Source organism: Micromonospora sp. WMMD998 (assembly GCF_029581235.1).
Lineage (GTDB): Bacteria > Actinomycetota > Actinomycetes > Mycobacteriales > Micromonosporaceae > Micromonospora.
Genome location: NZ_CP120740.1, coordinates 3,931,704 through 3,958,684, shown reverse-complemented (window position 1 = coordinate 3,958,684; position 26,981 = coordinate 3,931,704). Strand labels below are relative to the sequence as shown.

The following is a 26,981-nucleotide window of genomic DNA, read 5'->3' as shown; positions in this document are numbered from 1 at the left end:
CATTGAGCCCATGGGAGCGCTCCCGTAACATACCTGACGCGGCTGTTAACGTTCACAACACAATCATCCCCGCGAATGCACCGGCCGCCACCACCACAGGAGGAAGCGTTATGCCTAGATTAAGGGCCGCCAATGTCGGCCTGGCTTCGGCCGGTGCCGTGCTGCTGGCCACGACCGGCGTGGTCGCCGCACTGCCGGCCGGGGCCGCAGCGGCCGGCTGCTCGGTGAAGTACACCGTGACGGCGCAGTGGGGCGGCGGGTTCGGCGCCGACGTCGCCATCACCAACCTCGGTGACCCACTGTCGAGCTGGACGCTCACCTGGAACTACGGCGCCGGACAAACCGTCACCCAGGCGTGGAACGCCACCGTCACCCAGAGCGGCGGCGCCGTCACCGCCAAGAACGTCAGCTACAACGGCTCCATCCCCACCAACGGCACCACCTCGTTCGGCTTCAACGGCGCCTGGAACAGCAGCAACCCCGCCCCCACCAGCTTCGCCCTCAACGGGGTCACCTGCACCGGCGGCACCAACCCCACCACGTCACCGACCAGCTCGCCGACCACGTCGCCGACGAACTCGCCCACGCCGCCGCCGACCACGCCGCCGCCGAACAACACGTGCAACCTGCCGACGTCGTACCGCTGGTCGTCGACCGGCGCGCTGGCGCAGCCCAAGTCCGGCTGGGTGTCGCTGAAGGACTTCACGGTGGTCCCCTACAACGGCAAGCACCTGGTCTACGCGACCACCCACAACACCGGCTCGTCGTGGGGCTCGATGAACTTCAGCCCGTTCACCAACTGGTCCGACATGGCCTCGGCCAGCCAGAACGGCATGAACCAGGGCACCGTCGCACCCACCCTGTTCTACTTCGCCCCCCGCAACATCTGGGTCCTGGCCTACCAGTGGGGCGGCACCGCGTTCTCCTACAAGACCTCGTCCGACCCGACCAACCCCAACGGCTGGTCCTCGGCACAGCCGCTGTTCACCGGCAGCATCTCCGGCTCCGGCACCGGCCCCATCGACCAGACGCTGATCGCCGACGACCAGAACATGTACCTGTTCTTCGCCGGTGACAACGGCAAGATCTACCGCGCCAGCATGCCCATCGGGAACTTCCCCGGCAACTTCGGCTCCAACTACACCACCATCATGAGCGACAGCACCAACAACCTGTTCGAAGCCGTCCAGGTCTACAAACTCCAAGGACAAACCCGCTACCTCATGATCGTCGAAGCCATCGGCTCCCAGGGCCGCTACTTCCGCTCCTTCACCGCCACCAGCCTCAACGGCTCCTGGACCCCCAACGCCACCAGCGAAAACAACCCCTTCGCCGGCAAGGCCAACAGCGGCGCCACCTGGACCAACGACATCAGCCACGGCGAACTCATCCGCACCACCGCCGACCAGACCTTCACCGTCGACCCCTGCAACCTCCAACTGCTCTACCAAGGCCGCTCCCCCAACTCCGGCGGCGACTACGGCCTCCTGCCCTACCGCCCCGGCCTGCTCACCCTCCAACGCTGACCACACCGCACACCTGACAACCAAGGGCCGGCCTCCCCGAACGGGGAGACCGGCCCTTCAGGCGGGATGCAAGCGTGAACGGGAACCAGGTCTCGGTGAGCGTCGGCGCACGCCGCGTCTCCACCGTCGTGCTCACCCGCCGACGGAGGGACACGCGGAGGCGGGGGCGGCCATTCCGGCCGCCCCCGCCTCGTTTCGCCGGTCAGGCGTACGTCTCGAACTCGCCGACCCTCGGCGTACCGCTGGAGCTGTTGATCTTGAAGTTGATCTTCTTCAGTGAGGTGGCGGCGAAGCTGATGGAACCCGCGCCACTGCCGGAGGCCAACACGGCCCCGGTGTCGTTGTTGACCAACTGCCAGGAGCCGATCGAACCCTGGGTGCCGGACGGCTCCCGGATGACCACCCGGGACACCCGGGTGGCCGAGCCCCACTTGATCGAGATGGTGCCGGTCGAACCGGACGGCGACCACCAGGTGCCGAGGTTGCCGTCACGCACGTTGCCGTAGCTGGTGCCGCCGGCCTTGCTGGAGCCGTCCGCACCGGCGCCCGAGACGAGGCTCAGGTTGGTCCCGCCGGACGGCGGCGGAGTCGTCACCGGCGGCGGCGTGGTCGGCGCGGGCGTGGTCGGCGCGGGCGTGGTCGGCGCGGGCGTGGTCGGCGGCGGGGACTGCGGCGTGCAGTTGCCGTCGGAGACCCGCAGGCCGGTGTTGGCGCCGGCGGTCTGCCGCACGATGTCCGGCACGCAGCTCGCCCCGTCGAGACGGTACGAGTAGGGGATGCCGACGGTGGTGTTGGACGTCGGATTCGGCCCCGCCGGATAGTTCTCGTCGCCGGTGGCGGACCAGGTCACGTTGTCGAAGATGTTGCCGCTGACCTGCCAGGACCCGCGCTCGTTGGTATAGAACGTGCCGAGCACGTCCTTCGAGTCGCGAAAGTAGTTGTTCTCCACCTTCGCCTTCGCGCCGGCCCGGGAGTTGATCCCCGACTCGTGCAGACTCACATAGTGATTGTTGTAGATGTGGGCGATGCCGCCGCGCAGCAGCGGCGTACGGGAGTCGATGTTCTCGTAGAGGTTGTGGTCGAACGTGATGAAGCCGTTCGACCGGTCGCTCTCACTCGACCCGATCAGCCCGCCGCGACCGGAATTGCGCAGGATGCTGTAGGACAGGGTGACGTACTGGGTGTCGTTCTTCATGTCGAACAGGCCGTCGAAGCCCTCCGACTCCCCGCCCGACGCCTCAAGCGTCACGTGGTCGACCCAGACGTTGCGGACCGAGCTTTCCATGCCGATGGCGTCGCCGCCGTTCGAGGTCGGCGAACCCGACTTCTTGACGTTCCGCACGGTCACGTTCTGGATGATGATGTTGCGGGACTCGCGGATGTGGATGCCGAGCTGGTCGAAGACGGCACCGCCGCCCACCCCGATGATCGTGACGTTGCTGATCTGCTTCAGCTCGATCACGCCGGCCGCCGTGTTGCAGCTCGAACCGGAGACCTTCGCGGTGTTGCCGTGGTTGATGGTGCCGCTGACCTCGATGATGATCGGGGTGCTGCTGCTGGCCCGGTTGCACAGGGCGGTGTGGATCGCGGTGCCGGTGGTGGCGCGTACCGTCTGCCCGCCCGCGCCGCCGGTGGTCCCGCCGTTCTGGGTCGCGTAGCCGGTGGCGGTGCCGGCCGCCGCCGACGCCTCGGGGGTCGGCAGCGCCACCACCACCGCGACCCCCACCGCCGCCGTGGCCATAGCCGCCTGTAGTCGCAGTGCGACTTGTCGTCTCATTGTCGCCTCGCTTCGTATTCGGGCACGCCGGAAGAGCCGGCTGTCGCCGAAAAGGGAAAGATGAATTGCCGCGACACGATCAGGCGCGTCGCCGGCCGCTCTCATTCATTCGCGGAGCCCGGTCCACAAATGAAACATCGATGTAACGCAATCGTATGAAAGCGCTTTCGCGGATGGCAAGGGCTGGCGTTTGCAGGTTTTTTGCACTACCTCAGGCCATCCCGGGGCCCCGGCCGAGCGTCGCGGCGGCGTCCGCGCACCGGGCGACCTGGGCGGCCACCTCGCGCGCCGTCGGCCGGTGCCGGACCTCGGCCGGCGCGAGACGGTCCGCCCACACCAGGGCCTGCGCCGCGCTCCGGGCGTCACCCACCAGGAGGTACGCCCGCGCGGCGTCCACCAGGTGCGCCGCGCGATGGTCCAGCGGCAGCCACCGCCACCCCTCCCCCTCGACCGCTCTCGTGGCGGGCGACCGCCTCCGCACCGTCACCCAACTCCACGGCAGCCACGACCCGCGCCACCTCCACCGCAGCCGGCCCGAACGCGGTCCAGTGGTGGTCGCACCCGTCCCCCACCCGGACGGCCATCTCCCCCGCCTCGTCGAGCAGGCCACCTGCCGCGCGCCCGTCACCCGCACGCGCCGCCGTCAACGCCGCCTGCACCAGCAGCCCCCCGCACAGCGACAACTCCCCCGGCGTACCGGAATCCAGATCACCCGGAGCGATCCGGTACGCGGCGGCCAGCAACACCGACCGCGCCCGCGCCGACGCCCGCAACACCGGACCGAGCTGCACCGCCGCACAGGCCAGCAGCGTCCGGTCCCCGGTGGCGGCGATCATCGCCCACGACGCCACCGCCGATCCGGCACCGCCCGAGTCGTGTCGTCAACCGGTGTCCGCTCCGCCTCGGCCTGCGCGATGATCCGCTGCCTCGCGGCTTCCCGCTCGGCCCGTTCAGCCTGTTCGCCGCTGCTTTCACCCTGTCCCATCGGTGCTTCCTCCTCGACGCAGGGCCCGGCGAAGGACCCGCCTCCGTCGCGCCGGCTCGAAGGCGCGAATCCGGCGGGAACGCCGCCGCCACGCCTGTGATCGGGACGCTACGGAAAGTGCACGGAACGGTTGGAACGCTTACGCACCACTACTGCGTCGTGAGGCTCATTCGTTCGCAAAGCCCTCGCAGTTCGCTCGACGTTGCTCCCCTACGCAGCAACGAACACACTGTTTCCCGCGCCGAGACGGATGAGCGGGCGTGCTGCGGGCCGACCCGTTCGGCGGCGAGCAGCATCCGCACCGCCTCACGATCCCGTCCGACGGCCTCGGCGGCGCGTCCCATGTCGAGCCAGAAGTACACCTGCCGCACCGCCGGCAGGCCGGTCAGGTCCACACCCGCCGCCACCGTCATGGCCTCCTCCGGCCGGCCGGTGTCGAGCAGGAAAGCCATCCGCCACATCGCCACGTTCCGCGGGCCCCAGGCGAGATCCCACCTGTCCGTCTCCCCGGTCCGCGCGGCGATCTGCCCCGCCTCGGTGAGATGCCCCTCGGCGCCGGCCCGGTCCCGCAGACCGGCGAGGTGATGCGCCCGGGCGAGGTGCAGGAATCCCAGCACGTCCAACGCGCCGCCCGCCGCGCTGCCCGCGAGATCGGCCGCCGCCGCGTCGCACCACGCCCGCGCCGGCCGGTACGCCCCCGAGTAGGCGGACACCCGGGCCCGGTTGGCGGTCGCGACGCCGACCGCGACCGGATCGTCGAGCAGGGCAGCCGCCTCGGCGCAGCGTTCCGCCGCCAGCCAGGCGTGAGCCGGACGGCTGACGCTCAGCAGGGAGCCCATCGCCACGCCGTACACCGGCACCATCTCCGCCAACGCCGCACGCCGATCGGTCAGCCCGTGCATCGCGGGGACCAGGTCGACGAGCCGCCGCAACGCGCCCGCGTAGTCACACCGGCCGTAGAGTCCACGCACCAGCGTTGCCTCGCGACGCACCTGCTCAGCCGTGGCCGGCGCGTCGGACCGCCCGGTCATCGGCGTGTCCATCATGGTCCGCCAGACCCGCTCCGCGTCGATGCGCGCGGCGTCGAGCTGCCGATCGGCCGGCGTGTACGCCTGCCCGGTCAGGTCCACCACCGAGCATTCGAGCGCGGCGGCCAGGTCCACGACCATGTACCGGTCGGTGCGCTGCTGCCCACGTTCGATCCGGGACCAGGACGTGTGGGAGATGCCGGCTCGGCTGGCCGCGTGGCGGATGCTCCACCCACGCAACTCCCGGCGGGCACGGATGCGGTCGCCGATCGACGGATCGGCGGGGATGGGACGGCGAGGCATCAGCGGCGCTCCCAGACCACACGAGAATCCTGCCGATCACTGTCCGGCAGGCTGCCACGACGGACGGTACACCGATCCGCGCAAGAACGCGCCGAAGCCGGACCACGATCCGGTAACCGCGCGACTACGCTCGGATTGAGGCAGGCGTCACCCTCGCCTCCATCGCGACCCGGACCTGCTACTCGGCCTCGCATCTCAGCAACGTCGAAGCCGGTCGCCGGACCGCGACGCCGGACATCGTGCTCGCCTACCCGCGAGCGTTGGGAGAAGCGGACGTGAGACGCAGAGACCTCCTCGCCGCCGCCACCATCGGCCCGATCGCCGCCGACGAGTTGATCCGCGGCGGCTTCACCGCCGCGCTCGCCGGCCACCGCGACAGCGCCGACCGCTGGCGCGACCGCGTCGACACGTACGGCCGCGACTACATGGAGATCGGCGCGGACGCCCTGCAATCCCGGCTCGCCAACGACCTCGTCGTCCTGCAACAGCAACTCGACAATCCGGCCATGTGGGCCGTCGCCGCCCGCGCCCTGACCACCTACGGCAAGACGACCAGGGACCCCACCGACGCGATCGGCTGGTACGACACGGCCCGCGTCGCCGCCGACCGCTCCGACGACCTCGCCGTCCGGGTCTGGGTACGCGGGCGAGCCGCCATCGCCCTGGCCTACGAGGGTGCCGCGCTCCCGGTCGCGCAGCGTTACGCGGACGAAGCCCTCGCATTGTCCGACCGTCCCTCCCTCGGCCGCCTTCAGGCGCTGATGGCTCGCGCGCACGTGGCCGCCGGGCGGGGCGACGCCGCCGCAGCCATCGCGGCCGACGACGACGCCCAGCGGGTCTTCGACCGCACCGCCTCACCCGACGGCGAGATCTCCGACGCCGCCGTGCCCGCCTGGCGCATGGCGACCTTCCGGTCCATGCTCTACGCCCGGCTCGGCCTCGTACGCCCCGGCGAGCAGGCCCAGAGCGACGCCGACCGGCTGCGCCCGGCCTCGCTAACGCGCTTCGCCACCCACATCGAGCTGCACCGCGCCCTCATGATGGCCAAGTCGGGCGACGGGTCCGGCGGGTTGGCCCATGCCCGACGGGCGTGGGCGGCGCTGCCCGCCGACCGACGTTCACAAACTCTCGGCCTGGTTCTCCGCGAGGTAGAGAGGGCGGCCCGACAGCGACGCTGATCGACCGCAGGCGGCCCCGGCCGGGATGACGAGGAGTCCGGCAAGCAGGCCCTACGCCGGCTTCGTGCCGTGCAGCAGGTCGATCACGCCGGTCAGGCCCTCCGCGCCGTTGCCCTCGGCCAGGCGGCGGCGCATCAACGCGAAGTAGGGGTGGAGCAGTTCCGGGCTGACGCCCTGCTGCTCGGCGGTGTCGAGGAACGTCGGCACGCCTGCCACCTGCATGGCGAGGGTGGAGGCGACACCCCTGGTGTAGTCGCCGCCGCGCAGGTGGCCGGCGGTCTGATGGACCGAGGGGGCCATCGCGGTCAGCCAGTCGGCGAGCAGCGGGGCGAGCGATGCGGGGTCGATGTCCTCGCTGCGGATCAGGGCGAAAGCGTGCGCGGTGCCGGCGAACATGCCGTACATGGCGCTGAGCAGGGCCACGTCGTACAGGGCGGCGAAGCCGGCGTCCGCGCCGACGTAGGTGGCGCCGGCCGGGACGGCGAGCGTGTCCCGGTGCCGCTCGAAGAGCGCCGCCGAGCCGCTGTAGAGGATGTAGCCGCCGGCTCCCGGCACGCCGATCATCGGGGGGACGGCCATGATCCCGCCGTCCAGGTAGCGGGCGCCGCGCTCGTGGGCCCACCGGGCGCGGGCGCGGGCCTGGGCGGGGGTGCTGGTGGTCAGGTTGACCAGGTCCCGGCCGGTCAGGTCGACGTCGGCGAGCGCCTGGCCGACCGAGGCGTCGTCAAGCAGGCAGGTGACGACGAGGGTGTTCGCGGCGACCGCGTCGGCGGCGGTGCCGGCGACCCGCGTACCCTCGCCGGCGAGTGTCGTGGCGCGGGCCGCGGTGCGGTTCCAGACGGTGAGTGGGTGGCCGGCGGCGTTCCAGGCGCGGGCCAGCGCGGTGCCCATCGCGCCGAGGCCCAGCAGCGTGACGGGCGTCTTCTCCACAGTGTTCGGTGCCATGCAGACCAGGCTGGCCACCGGCCCGGCGATGATCAAGTACGCACGTCGGAGTGGGTGGTTACCCTGGGGTGAGCGAGCAGGCCGGAGGGTGGAGCATGACGACGTTGAACCGGCCGGGCGCACCGGACGGGCACACGTGCGGGATCGACGCCGCGATGGGGGTCATCGGCGGCAAGTGGAAGGTCCTGATCCTCTGGGCGCTCCACGAGCACCCGCGCCGCCGCTTCGGCGAGCTGCGCCGGCTCCTCCCGGGGGTGACCGAGAAGGTGCTGGCCTCGCACCTGCGCGAGATGGAGGCGGACGGCATCGTGCTCCGGGTCGCCTACGACGAGGTGCCGCCCCGCGTCGAATACTCGCTCACCGACGACGGCAGGCGCGTCAACGAGGCGCTCCGACCGCTGGCCGCGTGGGGGCGCGAGCGGCGGGCCACTCGCCGGCCGGAGGTCCGGGCGGGCTAGACACGGGCGGTCGACGATCGGCGCCGCGTCGGACCGAACGCGGCCGAGCAGAGCAGCGGCACGCAGACCAGAGCCAGCGCCACGTTGACGCAGATCATGTTCCGTACGGGCGTCAGGTCGCCGAACAACTGCTCGGTGAGCAGCCCCATCACCATGTTGTTGCCGGCATGCGCCAGGCTGGTGGCCCACACCGAGCCGGTGCGGGCGTAGAGCCAGCACAGCATCATCTGGAACAGCACGAACATCACGGTCCACAGCGCCATGCTCACCGTGTGGTCGGTGAACTCGGCGTACCCGAGGTAGGCGAGCGGGTCATGCCACACCGCCCAGACGAAACCGGTTGCGACCACCGAGACACGCGGGCGGCCGGGAACCAGTCGGGGCCAGAGGAAGCTGGTCCAGCCGAACTCCTCCCCCCAGTAGACCGGCGTCGACACCAGTTGCAGGATCAGCAGCAGCGCGATGCCGCCGGGCCCGCCGGCCGGCGACAGATCCGGCCGCCACCACCCGAGGGCGGCGGCGCAGCTCAGGGCCAGGAACGTCACGGCGAGCGGCGCGAACCAGGCGAGCAGCCAGTGCGGCCACGCGCCGCGCAGCCGCAACCGCAGGCCCGCGTCGGCGAACCCCTCCCGGGTCACCCATCGCCGCACCACCACGGCCCCGAGCGCGGGCATCAGCGCCACCGGCAGTTGGACCAGCGGGTTCACCAGCGACCAGCCCATCCCCCACCTGGCGAAGAAGAGGTACGGCCACGTCCCGCCGAACGCGATGACCAGGAAGACGACAATTCCTCGTACCCGAAGTGACATGCCCTGAGCTGATCATCGCGGGCGTGGCGGGAGCACTACCGCTGGGCGGCGTCTCCGTAGTGGGCCTGGACGTAGCCCGGAGGCTGTGCGCGGACCGGTGAGTCCGGCTGCCGGACGGCGTCGACGACGTGGCGGTGAGCGCGGCGTGCGCCGCCCCCGACCACATGACGGGACGGCCGGGAATGTGTCCCCGACGGAGTTTACCCGTGACGCTCCGTGGGGCAGAGTAGTCCCGTGAGTGATACTCCACCTTTACCGTCCCCCGGGCCGACACCGACAGTCCGGGTCGCCGTGCTCGGCGAACCCGGGCTGTGCCGGACGCTCGTGGCCGGGGTGGTGGCGTCGGCGCCCGACTTCGAGGTGGTGCGGGAGTGCGACGGGAACGCCGCCGACCTGTGCCGTCTCGCCGCCGCCCATCCGGATCTCGTGCTCGTCGACCTCCCGGAGCGCGAGGACCCCGAGCACAAGGACCCCGAGCACGAACCGTGGGCCGTGGTGGCGGCGTTGCGGGGCGCGGTGCCGGAGTGCGCGGTGGTGGTGCTGACGCGCCGGCCGACCGCCCGGGTGGTGCGCTCGGCGCTGCGGCTGCGGGCCCGTGGGGTCGTCGCCAAGGACGTGCCGCCCGAGGAGATGCTCGCCCGGCTGCGGGCGGTCGCCGAGGGGCGCCACACCATCGACCCGGTGACCGCCCTCGCCGCGCTCGACACCGCGGACAACCCGCTCAGCGACCGGGAGCGTGAGGTGGCCGCCGTCGCGGCGAAGGGACTGCCGAGCCGGGAGATCGCCGCGCTGCTGCACCTCGCTCCGGGCACGGTCCGCAACCACCTGTCCAGCCTCCTGCGCAAGGCCGGCGGCCGGAACCGGTGGGAGGCGGTGCAACGCGCCCGCGACGCCGGTTGGATCTGATTGCCGACACCCCGACGCGGGTGTCGCCGAGCCAAAGATTTACATAAGATCCTGACGGCTGGTTATCGGCCGTTCACATTAGGTCAGGAAAGCGGGGGTCATGGCTGGGAGTCGACATGGTCCGCACGCTGCTCGCGATCGAGGGACGGCTGGTCCGGGGGGCGCTCGCCCATTTGCTCGCCGCCCAGGAGGACATCGACGTCGTCGCTGAGGCCGACACCGCCGACGCCGTCCACGACGCGCTGCTGAGCGTCCGCCCGGACGTCGCCGTCATCGACGTCGACGTCGTACCGGTGGAGCGGCTCGTGTGCCTGGCCGCCGCCGCCGACGGCGACCACGGCGGCCGGATGCTGGTGCTCGTGGACCGGCGACGGGCCGGTCGCCTCCGCGCGGTGCTCGCCGAGCATCGTGGCCGGATCGGCTTCCTCGACCGGGACGTGCCGCCCGCACGGATCGCCGAGGGGGTGCGGCAGGTCGCCGAGGGTCAGGTGGTGCTCGACCCGGATCTGGTCGTCGCCGCGCTCGAGGTGGCGGACAATCCGTTGACCCCGCGTGAGCGGGAGGTGCTCGACGTGGCCGCCGCCGGCATGCCGGTGCGGGAGATCGCCCAGAAGCTGGGCCTGTCCCCCGGTACGGTCCGCAACCACCTGTCCCACGTCATGGCGAAGACCGGGGCGCGGACCCGCTTGGAAGCGGTGCGGATCGCCCGGCAGTCCTGCTGGATCTGACCCCGTCGCCGGCCCAGTAGCCCACCATCTCCCGGTAGGCCGCCGAACGGGCCAGCAGGCCGCGATGGGTGTCCAGGTGGACGTGCCCGCCGTCGAGCAGCAGCACCCGGCGGGCCCGCGCCGCCGAACTGATCCGGTGCGCGATCACCACGAGCGTGCCGGGCCGGGTGGCGAAGGCCGCCTCCAGGCGCGCCTCGGTGGCCGGGTCCAGGTGGCAGGTCGCCTCGTCGAGGATGACCAGCGGCGCCGGTGACAGCCAGGCCCGCAGCAACGCCACCTGCTGGCGTTCCCCGGCGGACAGGCCCGCCGGCCGCAGCACCGCGTCGAGGCCGCCGAGCCGGGCCACCAGGTCGGCCAGGCCCATCCGGTCCGCCGCCCGACCGATGTCCGCGTCGTCGAGGTCGGGTCGCAGGTAGCGGACGTTGTCCCGGACCGTGCCGGTGAACACGTACGCCTCCTGCGGGATCAACACCCGGTGCGCGGCCAACTCGGCGGCGGTGGCCGTGGCGGTCGGCGTCCCGGCCACGTGGACGGTGCCCGCACCGGGGCGCAGCACGCCCGCCATCAGGCCCGCGAGGGTGGACTTGCCGATCCCGCTCGCGCCGACGATCACCAGGTGGTCGCCGGCCGGCACGACCAGGTCGAAGCCGTCGAGCACCGGCACGGCGTCCGGGCCGTACCGGAACGTCACCGCGCGCAGCGACAGCGCGGGCGCGGCCGGATCGCGCGGCGACGCGGCCGTCGCGCCCCCCGACCCCTCCGGGGGTACGCAGGTCTTCAGCAGCCGGTCGAGGGTGACCACGAAGCGGAGACCGCCGGCCGCCACGCCCTGGAACAGCGTGTGCAGCGCCGGCTGGATGCCGCGGACCACGTAGACGAGCGCCCCGAGCAGCGCGCCCGGTCCGAGGCCCTGGCGGAGCAGCCATGGTGCGGCCACCAGCAGCAGCGGCACCGGCAGCCACCCGCCGACGGCCAGGCTCAGGCTGCGCGCGGCGGCCATGGTGGCCAGCCGCCGTTCCACCCGCGCCTGCGCGTCGACGTGACCGCCCAGCCAGTCGACGACCCGGTCCCCGGCGCCGCTGACCGTGACGTCGCGGTGCCCGGCCACCGCCACGACCGCGTCCCGGCCGAGCCGCTCACCGGCCAGGACGAACTCCCGTTGCCGGGCCACCATCGCCGGCAGCGCGGCGGCGAAGAGCAGGAGACCGGCGAGGACCGGCCCGGTGACGAGCAGCGCGACCGGAGCGGCCAGGGAGCAGAGGCCGACCACGGCGGCGCCGGTGGCGAACACGAAACCCCGGACCACCATCAGCAGGCCCGCCCAGGTGTCCCGGACCATCTCCACCTGGTGGGTCAGCCGGGTGACCGCCGCGTCGTCGCCCCGCCCGTCCGTCGCGCCGGCGAGCGTCCCCGCCACCACCCGCCGCAGCAGGTCGTCGCGGAACGGTTCCACCACCTCGCCCAGCAGCCCGTACGCCTGCCGGGTGCCGAGCGCGCCGACAAGCACGGCGACCGCCAGCAGGCCCAGCCATGCCAGCCCGACGCCGGGCCGCCCGGCCAGGAACCCGTCATCCACCGCACGGGCGGTCAGCAGCCCGGTCAGCGCCGCCGGGAGCGCCTCGGCGAACGACCAGCCGGCCAGGCGCAGCAGCGGACCGCGGCGCTGCGCCAGCGCCGCACGGGTCACCGCCCCCACCGTGGTCACGACCGGAACACCGCCCGGTAGGCCGGATCGTCCCAGAGCACCTCGTGCGGCGCCACCGCCCGCACCCGGCCGCCGTCGACCCAGGCGACCAGGTCGGCCCGGGCGGCGGTGCCGACCCGGTGGCTCACCACCACGCGGGTACGCCGGTCGTGCGGGCCGGTGATCGCGTCCACCACCCGGTGTTCGGTGACGGTGTCCAGGCTGGACGTCGCGTCGTCGAGGATCAGCAGCCGTTCGGCCCGTAACGCGCGGGCCAGGCCGAGCCGCTGCCGCTCCCCGCCGGACAGGGCCAGCCCGGCCAGCGGGGTGCGGTACCGCTCGGGCAGCAGCCGTACCACGTCGTGCACCTGCGCCGCCCGGGTCAGTGGCACCGGGTCGTCGCCGCAGCCGACCGCCGCGCCGACCGTGTCGCCCACCAGCACGGGCCGCTCGAAGCCGTAGCCGACCGCCCGGCCCAGCGCCGCCGGGGTCAACTGCGGCAGCGGCACGCCGTCCAGGCGTACCTCGCCGGAGTCCGGGTCACGCAGCCGGCCGGCGACGGCGGCGAGCAGGGACTTGCCCGCGCCGGACGGCCCGACGACGGCGAGCAGCGTGCCACCCGGCACCCGCAGGTCGACCCGGTCGAGCAGCGGCTCGCCGCCGTCGCCACGGACGTCGACGCCGCACAGCTCCAGCCGCCCCGACCCGGGCGGCAGGTCCCGGCCGCCGTGCCGGCGGGTCGGCTCGTCGAGGATCTCGGCCGCCCGGGCGCAGCCGGCGCGGACCCGGACGGCGGTGTTCACGGCGCTGATCGCGGCGCCCAGCCCCGCGCCGATCGCCGCGTACTGGAGGGCGGCGAGCAGTTCGCCCGGGGTCAGCCGACCGGCCGACAGCGACCAGCCGCCGACCGCCACCACCGCCAGTTGCAGCAGCGGGTTCAGCAGGGCACCGCGGGCCGACGCCCCGGCGAGCACCCGCCAGGTGCGTACGCCGTGCCGGCGCAGCTCCGGCAGCGGGGTGAGGACCCGGTCGACCTCCCGCCCGGCGGTGCCCGCGGCGGTGATCGTCCGCGCGCCGGCCAGCGCCTCGACGAGCCGCCCGGCCAGGTCACCCTGGGCCCGCTGGTAGCCGGCGACCGCGCCGGACGCCTCGCTGACGAACCGCCGCAGCAGCATGGCCAGGAGCAGCAGGCCGACCACGAAGGTCAGGCCGAGCCACGGGTCGAGCAGGGTGAGCGCGACCAGGCTGCCCAGCGGGGGCAGCAGCACGCTACCGGCCAGGACGACCGTCGGGGCGGCCTGTCCGGCGTCGGCGACCTGCCCGACCAGTCGGCCGACCAGGTCGCCGACCGGCCGGCGGGCCACCGTGCGGGGGTCGAGCGTGAAGAGGTGCCGGACCAGGGCGTGCCGCAGCGCGGCGACCGAGCGGGCCCCGGCCACGCCGTCGCCGAAGTCGCTCGCCGCCCGCGTGGCGATCAACACCAGCACCAGCGCGGCGACCACCGCGAGCCACCGACCGGACGACGACTGCGGCGCGGCGCCGACCACGGCGTCCACGGCGCGCCCCAGGACGGCGGGGAGCGCCAGTTCGGCCGCGGTCTCGACCACGGCGAGCACCGCCAACGTCGGCGTCCACCATCCGGCGAAGGCCACGGCGCGAAGCGCGAGCCGGTCGGCGGGGGTCATCGGGCCTCCCACGGGCGCGGGCCCCGGGCCGGCTCACGCCGGTCCGGGGCCAAGCGACTGATCGTCAGTTGCAGGTGGTGACGCTCAGCGAGCTGTCGCCGCACAGCAGCAGGCTGGCCTGGCTACCGCCGCCGGTGCGCTCGACGGTCGGCAGTTCCATTCCCTGGAGGTCGAGCAGAGTCATGTCGCTTCCTCTTTTCTCTCTCGTGTGACGTTGGTCGTCGGACGGATCAGTTGCAGGTGGTGACGCTCAGCGAGCTGTCGCCGCAGAGCAGCAGGCTGGCGCGGCTGCCACCGCCGGTGCGCTCGGCGGCCGGCAGTTCCATGCCCTGGAGATCGAGCAGAACCATGTCGATTCACCTCCTTCCGGTCACGTCGGTGTGGGGTCGCCCCGGGGAAACCGGGGGGTCGGTGGCCGCCCGGTCCGCGCCCGCGACGCGCGTCGCGTCGGGCAGCGGAGTCAGGAACGGCAGGTGGAGCGGGTCGGCCGGCCGGGTCGCGGCGAGCGCCGCGAGCACCCCGGCGGCGCCGGTGGCCAGGTCCATGGAGAGCCGCAGGAGCTGGTCGCCGGGGAAGGCGGTCCGGTCCCGGTACGGCAGGGCGTGCCAGCCGAACAGCCGGGCCTGCTGCCGGGCGGCGTCCCGGTCGCCGCGCTCGGCGAGGTACGCGACGATCCCGGCGCGGCCGGCGAAGAGGCCGGACTGCGCGTAGAAGGGGGAGTCGGCGGCACGGCGGATCGCGATCGCCTCGTCGCGCAGCGCGTCGTCGGGGCGGTGCCGCAGGTACTGGTCGAGGACCAGCCCGATGCCGACGCTCCCCTCGGCCAGGTAGGGCATGGTCCGCCAGCCCTCGTTGACCTCCAGGTGCCCGGCGTCGCGGCGGACGCAGCGGCGCAGGTCCTGACGCAGCGCGGTGCGCGCGTGGTCGAGCAGGTCGACCTCGCCGGTCCGCTCGTACATCCGCAGCAGCATCAGCGCCACGCCGGCCCCGCCCCGGGCCAGCCCGGCGTACGGGTGTTGCCCGCCGCTGATCTCGGCGACCGAGTCGACGTCGCCGAGCCGTCCGACCACCACGTCGACGGCCTGCCGGGCGGCGTCGGCGTACCGCCGCTCGCCGGTGCGCGCGGCGAAGTGGGCGAGGTTCAGCGCGATCCCGGACAGTCCCCCGGTCAGGTCGTCGCGAAGCTCGGTCCAGGGCTGGTCGACGGCGAGGTCGAGCAGGCGTACCGCCTCGTCCCGGTGGCCCAGCAGGTCCAGCACGTACGCGATGCCGTGCAGCCCGTCGTAGAGGCCGAGCCGGCTGCCGGAGGCGGGGTGGCGGACCCGGTCGATCAGCCACCGCTCGTGCGCGGGGTCGGTGCCGGCGCCGCTGACGTGCAGCGCCCAGAGCACCCCGGCCGCGCCGTACGCCAGGTTGAGCCCGCCGTCGGCGCCGGCGAACTGGCGGATGTCGCCGGGGAAGAGGCGGTCGTCGCGTTCCGGCGTGGCGCTGGCGGTGATCGCCCCGGCGAGCCGGTCGCGCAGGCCGGGCCAGTCGTCCGGGTCGATCGTGACGGCGTGGCGGAGGTCCGTCGGTCGCCCGCCCACGATCACCTCGACCGCCTCGTCGAGCAGCTCGCGCGGCACCGGGAAGTGCTCGGCGACCACGTCGGCCAGGTGCGCCGCCTTGGCGGGCGCCAGCCGCAGCATCGCGGTCAACGGCAGGAACAGGGCCAGGCGCAGGCAGGCGAGCGCGTACCTGTCGACGTCGGTGCCGGTGCGGTCGCGCGGGGCGGCGAACGCCTGGTTGCGCAGCGCGGGCCGGCTCGCCTCGTCGACGCCTGCGGCGACCTCGAAGTCGACCAGGGTCACCTCGCCGTCGTCGCCGACCATGATGTTGAACAGGTGCAGGTCGCCGTAGACGACGCCGTGCGCGTGGATGGCGGCGACCGCCTCGGCGACCTGGCGGTGCACCTCCAGGGCCCACCGGGTGTAGTCGGCCCGGTCGGCGTCCGGATGGACCAACGGGTACCGCTCCACCACCACCTGGTTGAGTGGGCGGCCCTCGACGAAGGCCAGGGCGAGGAACTCGTGCCCGCCGAAGCTGAACTCGTCGTGCACCCGGACCAGGTGCGGCACGTCGGCCAGGCGTCGCAGCGTCGCCGCCTCGCGGCGCAGCCGGGTCACCGCGTCGGCGCCGGTGGCGTCCAACCCGGCGTGCGGGCGGGCCTCCTTGAGCACCACGCGCTCGTCGGTGCGGGTGTCGCGGGCCTCGTACAGGCCGCCGCCGTTGGAGAAGTGGATCACCTTTTCGATCCGGTACGGCAGGTCGGTCGTCATCGCCGCGTTCCGGGCGGCCAGGTGCGGGGCGAGGAAGTCCGGCAACGTCACCCAGTGCGGCACGTGGAACACCGGGTCCCGCCGGTCCGGCACCAGCACGCCGTCCGCGTCCTCGATCGCCGGCACCGTCTGCCCGTCGGCGGAGACGCAGTAGCGGGCGGCGAAACCGCCGTAGCGCAGGTACACCGGGCCGTCGCCGTACCGCAGGTCACTGAGGATGTACGGCCCCTGCTCGCCGTCGAGGAGGCCGGCGAGTTCCTTGGCCGCAAGCTCCAGCTCGGCGTCGTCGCGCGGGTAGACGGTGACGAACTTCCCGCTGGCGCCGCGCCGGGCGTACTTGCTGTTGCGCATGAGCAGCAGGCGCGGGCCGCGCAGGTGCTTGAACGGGATGCCGCGGGGCCGGCAGTAGCCGACCACCTGGGCCAGGACGCGCTCGGCGTTGTCCAGGCAGGCGGAGATGTGGATCTTCCAGCCCTGGGCGGGGAGGGAACCGTCGACCGGGCCGTGGATCATCCAGTCGTCCTTGGCCTCGCACTCCCAGCCCGGCGGGATCGGGCCGGTCGAGTAGCCGTCGGACTCGGCCGTGGTGCTCGCCAGCGAGTCGTAGAAGAGCGGATCGACCGCGCAGTACGAGTCGTACCGTTCGTCCATGTCGGATGCCTCCACCGCCTGATCGGTTGATGCCAATCAAACCGGATGGCGGAGGCGTGGGCACAGTGCGATGAGTCATGACGGGACGATGAGTTTCACACCCCGAAGTCGTGACAACAGCGGAGTTTGAACTCGCGAATACCGATTGACCAGTGCCGGAGCGGGTATGGCGGCGCGCGGCATCCGCGAAGATGCCACCGCGTCGATGCCGTGATCACGAGGTCGACCTCGGGCCCCCGCCTCACACCAGGTCGGGGGTGCGGAGGCGGCGGATCAGGCGCTGCCCGATGAACGTCCGCCACACCCGCTCGGCGACCGTCGGCTCGACGATCCAGAGCCGGCGCTGCGCGTCGGCGAGGGTGAGCGGCGCGGTGAAGAGATCCAGGAACAGCCGGCTGCTGCGGTTGAGCGCGAACACCTGGCCGTCGGCCCGCCGGAACAGGTGCCGGCCGGCCGGCAACTCGCCCGTGCCGTCCTGGTCGTCCGACTGGATCTGCCGGTACGCCTCCCGTAGCCGCTCGTCGTCGTGGTCGACGAAGCAGCCGTTGGCGAGGAACTCGGTCCGGTCGTCGGAGTCCAGCCGGACCCGGTCGTCGGCGAGCACGCCACGCACCGCCGTGCCGTAGCGGTCGTGGTAGAAGAACGTGTGCGGGGTGTCGGTGGAGCCCAGCCACGGGCGGTGGAAGTGCCCGGGGTTCAGGTCGGCCTTGGCCCGGGCGACCTCGTCGCGCGCCGCCTCGGTCACCGGCTCGTCGTAGCGGAGAACCCGGACGATGTCCGAGCCCTCCACCGGCCGCACGTTGGTGAGGCCGAACCGCTCCGGCTCCTTGGCGACGATGGCGCCCGGGGTCAGCATGAAGTCGCCGAGCCCGCCGAGCGTCCACAGGTCCGGGTTGTCGCGCAGGAACGTGATGCTGTCCAGCGCCTCCTCCCGGGTCTCGGTGGGGAAGCCGGTGAAGCCCATCATCTGCACCCCGATGTTGGCCTTGGTCATCGCCGTCATGGTGCGACGGACCTGCTCCGGCCTGGTGCCCTTGTCGATCAGGTCGAGGATGCGCTGGTTGCCGGACTCGAAGCCGACCGAGATGGCCACGCAGCCACTACGCCGCAACAGGTCGCAGCGCTCGTCCGACCAGTACTTCTCCAGCCGGATCTCGGCGCCCCACCGGAAGTCCAGCCCACGTTCGACGACGCGCTCGGCGAACCGCAGGATGGTGGCCGGCGCGAGCACGTCGACCGAGAAGTAGATGAACTTGGTGAACTTCGACAACTCGGTGACGTCCGCGACCATCGTGTCCACCGTGTCCTGCCGCCACGGGCTGGTCGGGCCGTCGGTGTTCAGGCCGTAGTCGCAGAACGTGCACTTGTTCCAGTAGCAGCCCCGCGTCGGGGAGTAGTAGACGAACCGCTCCGGGCTGAGATAGAGGTCCCAGGGCAGGCCGGAGAAGTCCGGGACCGGCACCTGCGCCAGGCGCTCGTAGCGCAGGGGCAGGTGGCGCTGGCGGCCGTACTTCGGGTGCAGGCGGACGTTGGGATGCCCGCCCGGCAGGGTTCCGGTCGCCACCGCGTCCAGGATCTCCGTGTACGCGCTCTCCCCCTCCCCGACCACGATCGCGTCGAAGTCGGCGAGCACCTGGAAGACGTACTCGGGCCGGCTGGCGCACTTCCAGACGTCGGAGATCTCCGTGCCGCCGGCGATGAGGAAGACGTCCGGGCAGGCCCGCCGGACGAGTCGGGCGATCCAGAGCGCGAACGGGAGCTGCCACTGGTAGGTGGCGCTGATCCCGATCACCTGGTGCCCGCCCGCCGCCAGCCGCGGGATCAGCACGTCCTCGTAGTAGGGCTGGAAGGGCCGGTTGAGCCGGCCGAGCAGCGTCTCGTCGGTGAGCGCCGCCACCGAGCCGATCGAGATCATCGGCGGCGGGTGGAGCCGGAAGCCGGCGCGGAACTGCCCGGGGAAACCGACCGCGCCGAGCGCGTCCATCCAGGAGATCACGCCCTCGACGGCGTCCTGGTAGTGCGCGTAGTCGTAGAACAGGGTCGGGTCCTGCAACACGCCGATCGACCGGCGCAGCCGCTCCGGGTCGGGGTCGGGCAGACCGAGCTGGTTCGCGCGGGCCATCAGCGCGTCCGGGCCGCTGAGGTCGTCGGTCGAGCGCCGGGACAGTTCCCGCCGCAGCCACTCGTACGCCGACGGGGTGTACGAGTGGTGGAACGCCTCGATGTTGGCGTCGATGATCTCCGCCGGCCGGTGTCCCTGCGCCCGGGCGTACGAGTCGAGGTAGTTCAGGGAGTGGTATCCCGAGGTGGGATCGGTCAGCGGGGGGTAGATCAGTGCCGCGTTCACCATGCCGCTCATCGACTCCTCCTCAGCCGACCCGGGCCGCGGAACCGGCCAGGGTCTCCTCCAGCGCGCGCTGCGCCACCGCCGGCAGCCGGGGGGCGCCGAACGCCTTGACGTACGCCACCAACGGTTCGGCCGCGTACCGGAACGCCGCCAGGTCGACGAAGCCGCGATCCCACGCCGCCGCCTCCACCCCGTCGGGGGCGCAGCCCCACAGACCGGCGAAGCACTCGTCGACGACCTCGGTGCGGAAGTGCAGCCGACCACCCGGGCGGCGGAGCCCCGTCGTACGCGGGACGAGCGTCTCGTTCAGCGACGCCGCGGTCGCCGCGACCTGCCGGGCCGCGGCGAGCATCGCGGGGGTACGCAGCGGCGCCGCGACCATCCACAGCGCCAGGCTGCGGTAGGGCGTGGTGCCGAAGGCCCGCACCAGCACCCGCAGCACCCCCTCCCGCTCGTCGAGCGCGCGCTCCCCCTCGGTCAGCCAGTCGGACCCGGTCGGTGTCGGATGGGTCAGTCCGCGCCGGCGGGCGACCTCGTGGGCGCGTTCCTCGACCGTCGGGTCGGTGAGGTCGGCCCCGACCAGTCCGGCCAGCACGGCGCGCCGGTGCCAGGTCGGCGCCTCGGGGTGCGTCAGCATCAGCACCGCGGCGGCGTCCCGGTCGCTGACCCGGTGCCCGCCGACCGACGCCCCGGCGAACCGCGCCCGCCAACTGTCGAGGAAGCGGGTGTGCAGGTTGTCGATCGGCTGGTCGGCGGCGTGCGCCGGGCACAGCTCGGGCGCGTCGCGCGCCGCCATCGACAGCAGCGTCCGCGCGTCGGCGCTCTTGGCGTCCCACGGGTTCCGCCGGTGCCAGGTGAGGAACCGGTCCACCGTGGCCGCCGCGCCGGGCGGCGCGGTGTGCGCCAGCGCGCGGTACGAGCGTCGCCGGAACGGCAGGTCCCGGCCGGTTTCGAGCAGCAGCGCGGCCTCGGCGTCGCTGAGCACACCGGCGACGACGGCGCGGCGCAGCGCGACCCGGATGTTGACAAGCGGTTCGCTCAGGCCGCGGTGGCCCTCCTCGGCGGGTCCGTGCACGACCGCCACCTCGTCGTCGCCGGTGACGACGCCGTCGCGGTAGAGCCGGAACACCTCGCCCACGCCGCGCATCCCGAACGGCCACAGCTCCGCGGCGCGCAGCGCGCCCATGCTGGCGGCGCCGGCCACGGTCACCCCCCGGTCGAGCAGGTCGAGGATCTCCCGGTGGCGGACCGGCGGGTGTTGCAGGAAGAACCCGTCGATCACGAGGACCCGGTCGCCGGGGCCGACGTCCAGGCGCAGCAGGTCGCCGTGTGCCACCGGGGGCAGCACCACCGCGTCGGGCAGCAGCCGGCCGACCTCGTCGGCCGGCAGGCTCGGACCGATGAAGACGACGTCAGTCACGTGGCACTCCCGGTCGGATACTCAGGGCCCGCTCGTCGAACATCCGCAGGCCGGGGGCGAACACCTTGCTCACCGGGATGCCGATGTCGTCGTGCGTCAGGTCGACGCTGAACGGCTCGACACCGGTGACCCGCCGTACCCGTGACGCCAGTTCGCGCAGCACCTGGGTGACGTCGCCGGTGGGCGGCGGGTCCCGGCGGACCGGCCGGACCGGCCGGTCGACGGTGGGTGGGGGCACCGGCGCGGCGCCGACGTCGCGGTACGCGGTGGCGTCGATGTCGTCCCGGGCCCCGGAGATCATGACCAGCCGCGACTGCGCCGCCTCCGCCATGGCCCGGCCAACCGCGATCTCCGGGTCCACATGGCAGCCGAAGCCGCCGAAGGTGACCGGCAGGTCCTCCGACCAGATCGAGGCGGCGTAGCAGGGCACGCCGAGGGCGTTGGTGATGTCGCAGACCTCCACCCAGCAGCCGGCCCGCACCAGCGCGTCGTGCACGGCGCGGGTCATCGCGTTGGTGGCGGTGCCGGGGTCGGCGTAGACGCGCTCGGACAACGGCGAGGTGCAGTACGGGGCGATGCAGTCGCGTTCGATGACCTCCAGCAGGGCGTGCAGGCTGGCCTCGGCGAAGGTGTTCCCGGTGGCGAGTCCGTTGCTGCTGGGCGTGAACAGGGCGCGGTCCCAGCCCCGCCGGACGGTGAAGTCGAGTTCGATGGTGGCGCGGGGCACCAGAAAGGCCGCGTCGGTGACCAGCCCGCGGCCGGCCACCCAGTCGAGTTCGACGGCGGAGGTCAGGGGTGACCGCTCGGCCAGGTGCAGCCAGCGGACGTCGTACGGCAGGTCGAGCGCCTCGGCCGGGGACCGCACGACGGTCCCCGGCCGGAGGTTCTCGGCGTGCCAGGACTCGATGCTCTCCATCACCGCGCTGACCCGTGCCTGCGTCGCCGTGGCGCCGGTGCCGACGCTCACCGCCATGGTGGCGCCGACCGGCCGGTAGGCGACGTGCACCGGGAGGCCGACCTCGTCGAGCCGGGTGATGTCGGCGACCCGGGTGATCCGGAACCGGTCGAGCATGCCGCCGACCCGTGCCCAGGTCTGCTCCACGGTTGCCGTCCGGTAGGTGCCGGAACGGAAGGCGATGGTCTCGGTCGTGTCAGTCATCGAGGCTCCCGGCGGGGGTGGAACTCAGAGGATGAGAACGGCGATGATGTTGACGTTGTTGTCGGCGACCGGGGCCACGCCACCGGCAACGGTCTCCAGTTCGGCCTCGGTCAGCTCGTTGAGGTCGACAAGCGGCACCTCGGGCACGTGCAGGACGTGCCGGCCGGGCGTGCCGGACCAGTCGGCGACGATCTGGTCCTTGGTGTAGAGCGTGGCGGGCTGGGCCCGGTCGACCTCGACGGTGGCGCCGGGGGCGACCGGAAGGCCGGCGGCGGTCGCGTACGCGGTCGGGTCGGCGAGGAGCCGCTCCAGTTCGTCGTCGCTGCGCCACACCGCGGTGACCAGTTCCGAGTACTTCGTCACGAACCTCGCGCCGTATTCCTGTTCGTCGTTGCTCATCGTTCGGTCCTTTCCTCGGGGGTCGCTGCGGGAGGAGGGTTAATCGCTGTGGCGAGAACGCTAGGAATAGCGGTGTTCGACAATCAAGCTTTTCTTCCGGCTGCCATCAGAATGTGCCGCGCCACCCGTTGGGCGGCAGACATCGGTGTCAGGTGCAGCAGCACGGGCAGCAGCAGGCGCAGCTCGAGTCCAGGCCGGCGACGACGCTGTCCAGCTCGTCCTCGGCCAGTTCCGCCTCGGCCACCGGCAGCAGCGACGGCACGAAGAGCACGAAGGCGCCGGTGGCCCCCGCCCGCTCCCACGACTCGACCTGCACCTCAAGGTCCGGATCGGCGTCGGCGACGTCGCGCACCACCCGGACCTGCACGTCTTCGGGCAGTTGAAGCCCGTAGTCGGCGAGGAATCCGCGCGGATCCGCATCGAGCGCCTGTTCCCTGGCCGGGTCGGCCCAGACGTCGGCGACCAGTCGGCTGTACGCGGCCACGAAGACCGCTCGATCGACAGGTGTCACACCCCTGCTCCCTTCGACGGCGGGCCGGCGGCGAGGACGCCGCCGGCGACCACCGGCAGCGCGGGAGATTCCGGGCCGCCGGTTCGCTTCATCGTGGGGCACCGGTGGAGCCGGTCCGCCCGGAGCGGGGCAATTTCATCGAATGTGGCCGCGAAAAGGTCGCACGGGGGCGAAAGCCGGGTAATGAGGAATGAGCGACGGGCGGCGGTTTGCGATTCTAAATTACTCACATCACTGTGGACAAGTAGTAATTCCTCGCCTGTCACCCGACCGGCGCGCGCACCTACGCTGCGATCGTCGGGCCGTCCCCCGTGACAGCGGTTCGACGGCACGCCGTGTTCGTCACCGAGTGTTGCCGGAGGCCACCGTGACCATCGACGAGGTGACGACGACGCCCGGCGGCCCGGCCGGGTACACCGTGGAGGAACTCGCCCGCAAGGTCGGGATGTCACCGCGCAACATCCGCGCCCACCAGGCCCGCCGGCTGCTGCCCCCGCCGGTGCGGCACGGCCGGGCCGCGTTCTACGACGACTCCCACGTGCGCCGGCTGGACGCGATCCTCGCCCTGCAACGGCAGGGCTTCAACCTCGTCTCCATCGAGGCGATGCTCGGGGTCCGGGCCCGGGACGAGGCGTCCGACGGGCTGACCGCGATGCTGCAACGCCTGACCGCCGACCGTCCCGCGCTGGCCCACGCGCTGACCCGGCACGGCGTGATCGGGCGGACCACCGACGGCACCGTGCGCACCGTCCGGCCGCGCCCGCTGCGCGCCGCCCTGGACCTGCAGCGGGTACGGGTGGGCACGGCGCCGGCCCTGCAGACCCTCAGCGAGGTGCTGGACAGCCTCCGGCCGGTGGCCGACGAGCTGGTCGCCGCCGTCACCGCGCGGTTGCTGGCCCTCGCGCCGGATCTGGTACGCGGTGACGCCCGGTCGTCCTGGGCCGACCTGGACCGCGAGACGCTGCTGCTGACCCAGGGTGTGGTCAACGTGCTCAGCGAGGCGTTCCGGCTGGCCGTGGAGAACCAGGCGGAGGCGCACGTCGCGGAACTGCTGGAGAACCACCTCGACACGGACGTGTGCCTGGAGGACAGCAGCGTCATCGACAACGGCTGACCGGGGTGGTCAGCCCGTGGCGGGCTGACCGTCCGGCTGCCGGCTCTCCACCACCGCGTCCGCATGCTCCGGCTCGGTCAGCAGTTGCCGCCGCGCCAACCTGTGGAACAGCCCGTCGGGTTGGTCCATCAACTCGTCGTAGCTGCCCCGCTGGACGATCCGCCCGGCGTCGAGGACCACGATGGTGTCCGCCGCGCGGACCGTCGACAGCCGGTGCGCGATGACCACCCGGGTCGCGGCCAGCGTCGCGGTGCTCCGGGTGACCACCTCCTGGGTCCGGTTGTCCAGGGCGCTGGTCGCCTCGTCGAAGAAGATGATCCGGGGCCGGGGCGCCAACGCGCGGGCGATCAGCACCCGCTGGCGCTGCCCGACGGAGAGCGTCCCGCCGCCGAACGGCACCATTGTGCTCATCCCCATCGGCAGTGCCTCCAGGTCGTCGGCGAGGCCGGCCATCCGCGCCGCCTCCCAGACCTGGTCCAGCGGGAAACTGCCGGCGCCGCAGATGTTGTCCCGCACCGAGCCGGCGAAGAGCTGGCCGTCCTGCAGGACCACGCCGCACTGCCGGCGGACCGCGTGCACGTCGAGTTCGGAGAGGTCCTGGCCGTCGTAGAGCACCGCGCCCTGCTGCTGGCGTTCGAAGCCGAGCAGCAGCCGCAACAGGGTGGACTTCCCGCAGCCGCTCGGCCCGACGACGGCGACGAACTCGCCCGGACGGACGTGCAGGTCAATGTCGACGAGCACCGGCGGCTCGTCCGGCTGGTAGGCGAAGGTGAGCCGGTGCAGCGCGATCTCGCCGCGCAGCTCGCCGGGGTCCACCCGGTCCGGTCGCGCCTCGGGCTCGGCGCGCAGGATCTCCCGCAGGCTGCCCAGCCGCGACACCGCCGCGACCACTTCCACCCCGGCCGACACCAGCACCAGCAGCGCGCCGAGCAGCATCGCGAAGCCCACGTTGAGGACGAAGAAGTCGGCCGGCGGCACCCGACCGGCGAGCGGTCCCATCAGCACGGCGAACAGGACCAGTTGGCCGGCGACCGGCAGCACGGTGGCGAAGGCGACCAGGCCGGACTGGCTCTGCCGGACCCGTTGCAACGCCCCCCGGGCCAGCGCGGCCGTCTCCGCCCACCGGGCGTGCGCGCGGGCCTCGGCCGCCGCAAGTTTGATCTTGACGATGCCGCCCAGCAGTTGGTTGGTCATCGTCGCCGCCCGGTGTTCGGCGGGCAGCGCGGCGCGTTGCCGGCGCACGATCAGCGCGGCGAACGCGACGAAGGCGATCGTGGTGACCGCGACGATCCCCAGCCCCCACAACCCGAGCACGGGTTGGACCACCAGGAGCAGCCCCAGGGTCACCGCGACGGTCGCCACCGCCGAGACGACCTGCGGCAGCAGCGCGCTCAGCGCCTCGCCGACGAACGAGATGCCCAACATCGAGTTGGCGATCTCGCCGCTGCTGCGGCCGGTGAAGAAGCGGGCCGGCAGCCGCATCAGCCGGTCCCAGACCGCCATCTGCGCGCCGGACTGCAACCGCCCGTCCAGCCGCAGCAGCCGCAGATTCTGCACCACACCGACCAGCCCGGCGACCACGGCGGCGCTGAGCAGCAGCGCGAGGAAGCCGACCAGGCCGTCGACCTCGCCCTGTCGGGCCAACTGGCCGAGCACCTGGCCGGTCGCAAGCGGCACGCCCAGGCCGAGCAACCCCACGCAGGTGGCGGCGACCAGCAGGCCCCGCACGTCGCGGGCCGCGCCGACCAGCCCGGCCCGCAGCAGGTGGCGCATCCGCGCGGCCGACGGCAGCGGCGCCTGCACCTGGGTCGCCTCCGCGGCGAACGTCGCGGCCACCGTCGCGTCGACCGGGCCGTGCGCCCGGGTGTCCGGGTCGACGTGGTGGTAGCGACCCCGGCGGAACACCAACGGCACCGCGACGGCGCGCTCCGGGTCGCCCGCGACCCGCCACCCCACGAGCGGGCCCAGGTCCCGCCGCCACCAGCGGTCCGGCAGCCGCACCTCGCGCAGGAACAGGCTGGACGCGCGGGACACGGCGTGCACCGCCGCCCGGTCGTCCAGCGGCAGGCGGCTGCGATCGGCCGGCTCGTTGACCGGGCCGCCCATGCCCTCGGTGACCACCCGGACCACCGAGGCCGCCCGGCCGTATCTGTCGAAGCCCGGCTCCCCCTCCGGAACCGGCACCGCCTCGCCCGCGCCGATCACCCCGATCGACCGGCGGGCCGCCGCGGCGAGCACCGCCGCGTCGATCTGCCGGCGCCGCTCCAGCGCGGCCAGCAGGGCGGCGTCGGCCTCCTCGATCCGGGTCTCCACCATCCGCAGCAGCCGTGCCACGTGCTGGTCCACGGCCGCCCGGAGCTGACCGGTGACCAGCAGGTCCCAGCTCCCGTGGCTCTCCACCGCGCAGGCCGACTCGGCCACCACCCAGTCCCGCTCGGCGACCAGCAGCAGCTCCCGCTCCCCCGACATCTCGGCCGGGCCGCCGTCGTTGCGTCGTAGCTGCGCGCCGACGCTGCGCAGCCACCACGCGCCGCCGGTGGAGGTGAGGGCGCTGCCCGGCGCCAGCGAGACGATCTCGCGTCCCCGCAGGGTGGACGCCTCCCGGGGGGCCTGCCCCCGGCGCAGCGCGTCGGCGACCGCGACCAGCACCAGGTCCATCGCCGCGACCAGCTCCGACGCCGCGGTCCGCGCCCGTGGCGACGCCTCGTCCCCGGCCCGGTCGAGCCGGACGTGCCGCTCCAACCGGGACAGGTGGTGCCGGGGCAGCCCGCGCAGTTCCGTGCCGGGCAGCGGCACCAGGATCAACTGCCACGCGCCGATCGCGGTGGACGTCGGCACCAGGCCACCCGCGGGCAGCCGGGCCACGTGGTGGCGACGCGACGGGCTCATCCCCGCCCGGCGCACCGCGAACAGGTCGGCCTCGCCGCCGGCCACCAGCCAGCCGGCCACCGGGCCGTCCAGGCGGCAGACCTCGCGTACGCCGTCGCCGCAGAGGCCGATCAGGCCGCCGCCCGGGAGGTCCTCCACCGCGTCGCTCATCAGCGTCTCCT

23 protein-coding genes are annotated in these 26,981 nt (G+C 72.9%); 6 read left to right on the top strand and 17 right to left on the bottom strand.

The features are described 5' to 3' along the window. The first annotated feature begins 110 nt into the window (after window positions 1-110). Entirely contained in the window at window positions 111-1,526 is a 1,416-nt protein-coding gene (locus tag O7619_RS17995) for a non-reducing end alpha-L-arabinofuranosidase family hydrolase (protein ID WP_282282119.1), read from the top strand. A gap of 202 nt (window positions 1,527-1,728) precedes the next feature. Here O7619_RS17995 and O7619_RS17990 read toward each other — a convergent pair whose 3' ends face one another. The 4 genes from O7619_RS17990 to O7619_RS17975 all read right to left on the bottom strand — a co-directional run bounded on the left by O7619_RS17990 (window position 1,729) and on the right by O7619_RS17975 (window position 5,586). Next, complete coding sequence (locus tag O7619_RS17990) at window positions 1,729-3,303, bottom strand: polysaccharide lyase family 1 protein (protein ID WP_282282118.1); 1,575 nt, start codon at window positions 3,301-3,303, stop codon at window positions 1,729-1,731. 211 nt (window positions 3,304-3,514) lie between these two features. Further along, entirely contained in the window at window positions 3,515-3,673 is a 159-nt protein-coding gene (locus O7619_RS17985) for a hypothetical protein (RefSeq protein WP_282282117.1), read from the bottom strand. Then, complete coding sequence (locus tag O7619_RS17980; protein ID WP_282282116.1) at window positions 3,666-4,154, bottom strand: hypothetical protein; 489 nt, start codon at window positions 4,152-4,154, stop codon at window positions 3,666-3,668. The genes O7619_RS17985 and O7619_RS17980 overlap by 8 nt, the downstream gene beginning before the upstream one ends. 283 nt (window positions 4,155-4,437) lie before the next feature. After that, window positions 4,438-5,586 carry a helix-turn-helix transcriptional regulator gene (locus tag O7619_RS17975; protein WP_282288864.1) on the bottom strand — a complete coding sequence of 383 codons (1,149 nt, stop codon included), beginning with the start codon at window positions 5,584-5,586 and terminating at the stop codon, window positions 4,438-4,440. Between the two features lie 167 nt (window positions 5,587-5,753). Between O7619_RS17975 and O7619_RS17970 the strand changes: the two genes are divergently transcribed. Beyond that, the gene (locus O7619_RS17970) at window positions 5,754-6,797 is read left to right on the top strand and encodes a helix-turn-helix transcriptional regulator (RefSeq protein WP_282288863.1); all 1,044 of its coding nucleotides are present in this window, start codon (window positions 5,754-5,756) and stop codon (window positions 6,795-6,797) included. A 51-nt stretch (window positions 6,798-6,848) separates the two neighbouring features. On the opposite strand, the gene O7619_RS17965 is transcribed toward O7619_RS17970, so the two are convergent. Beyond that, window positions 6,849-7,742: an NAD(P)-binding domain-containing protein gene (locus tag O7619_RS17965; RefSeq protein ID WP_282282115.1), complete on the bottom strand. Its 894-nt coding sequence runs from the start codon at window positions 7,740-7,742 to the stop codon at window positions 6,849-6,851. Window positions 7,743-7,837: 95 nt separating this feature from the next. Between O7619_RS17965 and O7619_RS17960 the strand changes: the two genes are divergently transcribed. Beyond that, on the top strand, window positions 7,838-8,200 hold the full coding sequence (locus O7619_RS17960; protein WP_282282114.1) for a helix-turn-helix domain-containing protein: 363 nt from the start codon (window positions 7,838-7,840) through the stop codon (window positions 8,198-8,200). On the opposite strand, the gene O7619_RS17955 is transcribed toward O7619_RS17960, so the two are convergent. Then, window positions 8,197-9,009, bottom strand: coding sequence for a CPBP family intramembrane glutamic endopeptidase (locus O7619_RS17955; protein WP_282282113.1), 813 nt, complete (start codon window positions 9,007-9,009; stop codon window positions 8,197-8,199). The genes O7619_RS17960 and O7619_RS17955 overlap by 4 nt on opposite strands. Before the next feature lie 234 nt (window positions 9,010-9,243). On the opposite strand from O7619_RS17955, the gene O7619_RS17950 reads away from it, so the two are divergent. Continuing rightward, window positions 9,244-9,915, top strand: a complete 672-nt coding sequence (locus O7619_RS17950; RefSeq protein ID WP_282282112.1) for a response regulator transcription factor — start codon at window positions 9,244-9,246, stop codon at window positions 9,913-9,915. Window positions 9,916-10,031: 116 nt separating this feature from the next. Next, window positions 10,032-10,643: a response regulator transcription factor gene (locus O7619_RS17945; protein ID WP_282282111.1), complete on the top strand. Its 612-nt coding sequence runs from the start codon at window positions 10,032-10,034 to the stop codon at window positions 10,641-10,643. Here the strand turns inward: O7619_RS17945 and O7619_RS17940 are convergent. From O7619_RS17940 to O7619_RS17895, 10 genes are all read right to left on the bottom strand, one after another. Beyond that, the gene (locus tag O7619_RS17940; protein WP_282282110.1) at window positions 10,573-12,348 is read right to left on the bottom strand and encodes an ABC transporter ATP-binding protein; all 1,776 of its coding nucleotides are present in this window, start codon (window positions 12,346-12,348) and stop codon (window positions 10,573-10,575) included. The genes O7619_RS17945 and O7619_RS17940 overlap by 71 nt on opposite strands. After that, window positions 12,345-14,012 (bottom strand): ABC transporter ATP-binding protein, encoded by a 1,668-nt coding sequence (locus tag O7619_RS17935; RefSeq protein WP_282282109.1) that lies wholly within the window; start codon window positions 14,010-14,012, stop codon window positions 12,345-12,347. Before O7619_RS17935 ends, O7619_RS17940 begins: the two co-directional genes overlap by 4 nt. A gap of 64 nt (window positions 14,013-14,076) precedes the next feature. Continuing rightward, window positions 14,077-14,196: a SapB/AmfS family lanthipeptide gene (locus tag O7619_RS17930; protein ID WP_281589684.1), complete on the bottom strand. Its 120-nt coding sequence runs from the start codon at window positions 14,194-14,196 to the stop codon at window positions 14,077-14,079. Window positions 14,197-14,242: 46 nt separating this feature from the next. After that, complete coding sequence (locus tag O7619_RS17925; RefSeq protein WP_282282108.1) at window positions 14,243-14,362, bottom strand: SapB/AmfS family lanthipeptide; 120 nt, start codon at window positions 14,360-14,362, stop codon at window positions 14,243-14,245. Window positions 14,363-14,368: 6 nt separating this feature from the next. Further along, complete coding sequence (gene lanKC / locus O7619_RS17920; RefSeq protein WP_282282107.1) at window positions 14,369-16,981, bottom strand: class III lanthionine synthetase LanKC; 2,613 nt, start codon at window positions 16,979-16,981, stop codon at window positions 14,369-14,371. A gap of 241 nt (window positions 16,982-17,222) precedes the next feature. Further along, the gene (locus O7619_RS17915; RefSeq protein ID WP_282282106.1) at window positions 17,223-19,340 is read right to left on the bottom strand and encodes a radical SAM protein; all 2,118 of its coding nucleotides are present in this window, start codon (window positions 19,338-19,340) and stop codon (window positions 17,223-17,225) included. Window positions 19,341-19,350: 10 nt separating this feature from the next. Beyond that, the gene (locus tag O7619_RS17910; RefSeq protein ID WP_282282105.1) at window positions 19,351-20,748 is read right to left on the bottom strand and encodes a TfuA-like protein; all 1,398 of its coding nucleotides are present in this window, start codon (window positions 20,746-20,748) and stop codon (window positions 19,351-19,353) included. After that, window positions 20,741-21,907, bottom strand: coding sequence for a YcaO-like family protein (locus O7619_RS17905; protein ID WP_282282104.1), 1,167 nt, complete (start codon window positions 21,905-21,907; stop codon window positions 20,741-20,743). Before O7619_RS17905 ends, O7619_RS17910 begins: the two co-directional genes overlap by 8 nt. A 24-nt stretch (window positions 21,908-21,931) precedes the next feature. Further along, the gene (locus O7619_RS17900; protein WP_282282103.1) at window positions 21,932-22,306 is read right to left on the bottom strand and encodes a hypothetical protein; all 375 of its coding nucleotides are present in this window, start codon (window positions 22,304-22,306) and stop codon (window positions 21,932-21,934) included. Between the two features lie 148 nt (window positions 22,307-22,454). Next, the gene (locus tag O7619_RS17895; protein WP_282282102.1) at window positions 22,455-22,817 is read right to left on the bottom strand and encodes a hypothetical protein; all 363 of its coding nucleotides are present in this window, start codon (window positions 22,815-22,817) and stop codon (window positions 22,455-22,457) included. A 367-nt stretch (window positions 22,818-23,184) separates the two neighbouring features. On the opposite strand from O7619_RS17895, the gene O7619_RS17890 reads away from it, so the two are divergent. Next, on the top strand, window positions 23,185-23,931 hold the full coding sequence (locus tag O7619_RS17890) for a MerR family transcriptional regulator (protein ID WP_282282101.1): 747 nt from the start codon (window positions 23,185-23,187) through the stop codon (window positions 23,929-23,931). A 9-nt stretch (window positions 23,932-23,940) separates the two neighbouring features. On the opposite strand, the gene O7619_RS17885 is transcribed toward O7619_RS17890, so the two are convergent. Beyond that, window positions 23,941-26,970 (bottom strand): ATP-binding cassette domain-containing protein, encoded by a 3,030-nt coding sequence (locus O7619_RS17885; protein WP_282282100.1) that lies wholly within the window; start codon window positions 26,968-26,970, stop codon window positions 23,941-23,943. Window positions 26,971-26,981: the final 11 nt, after the last annotated feature.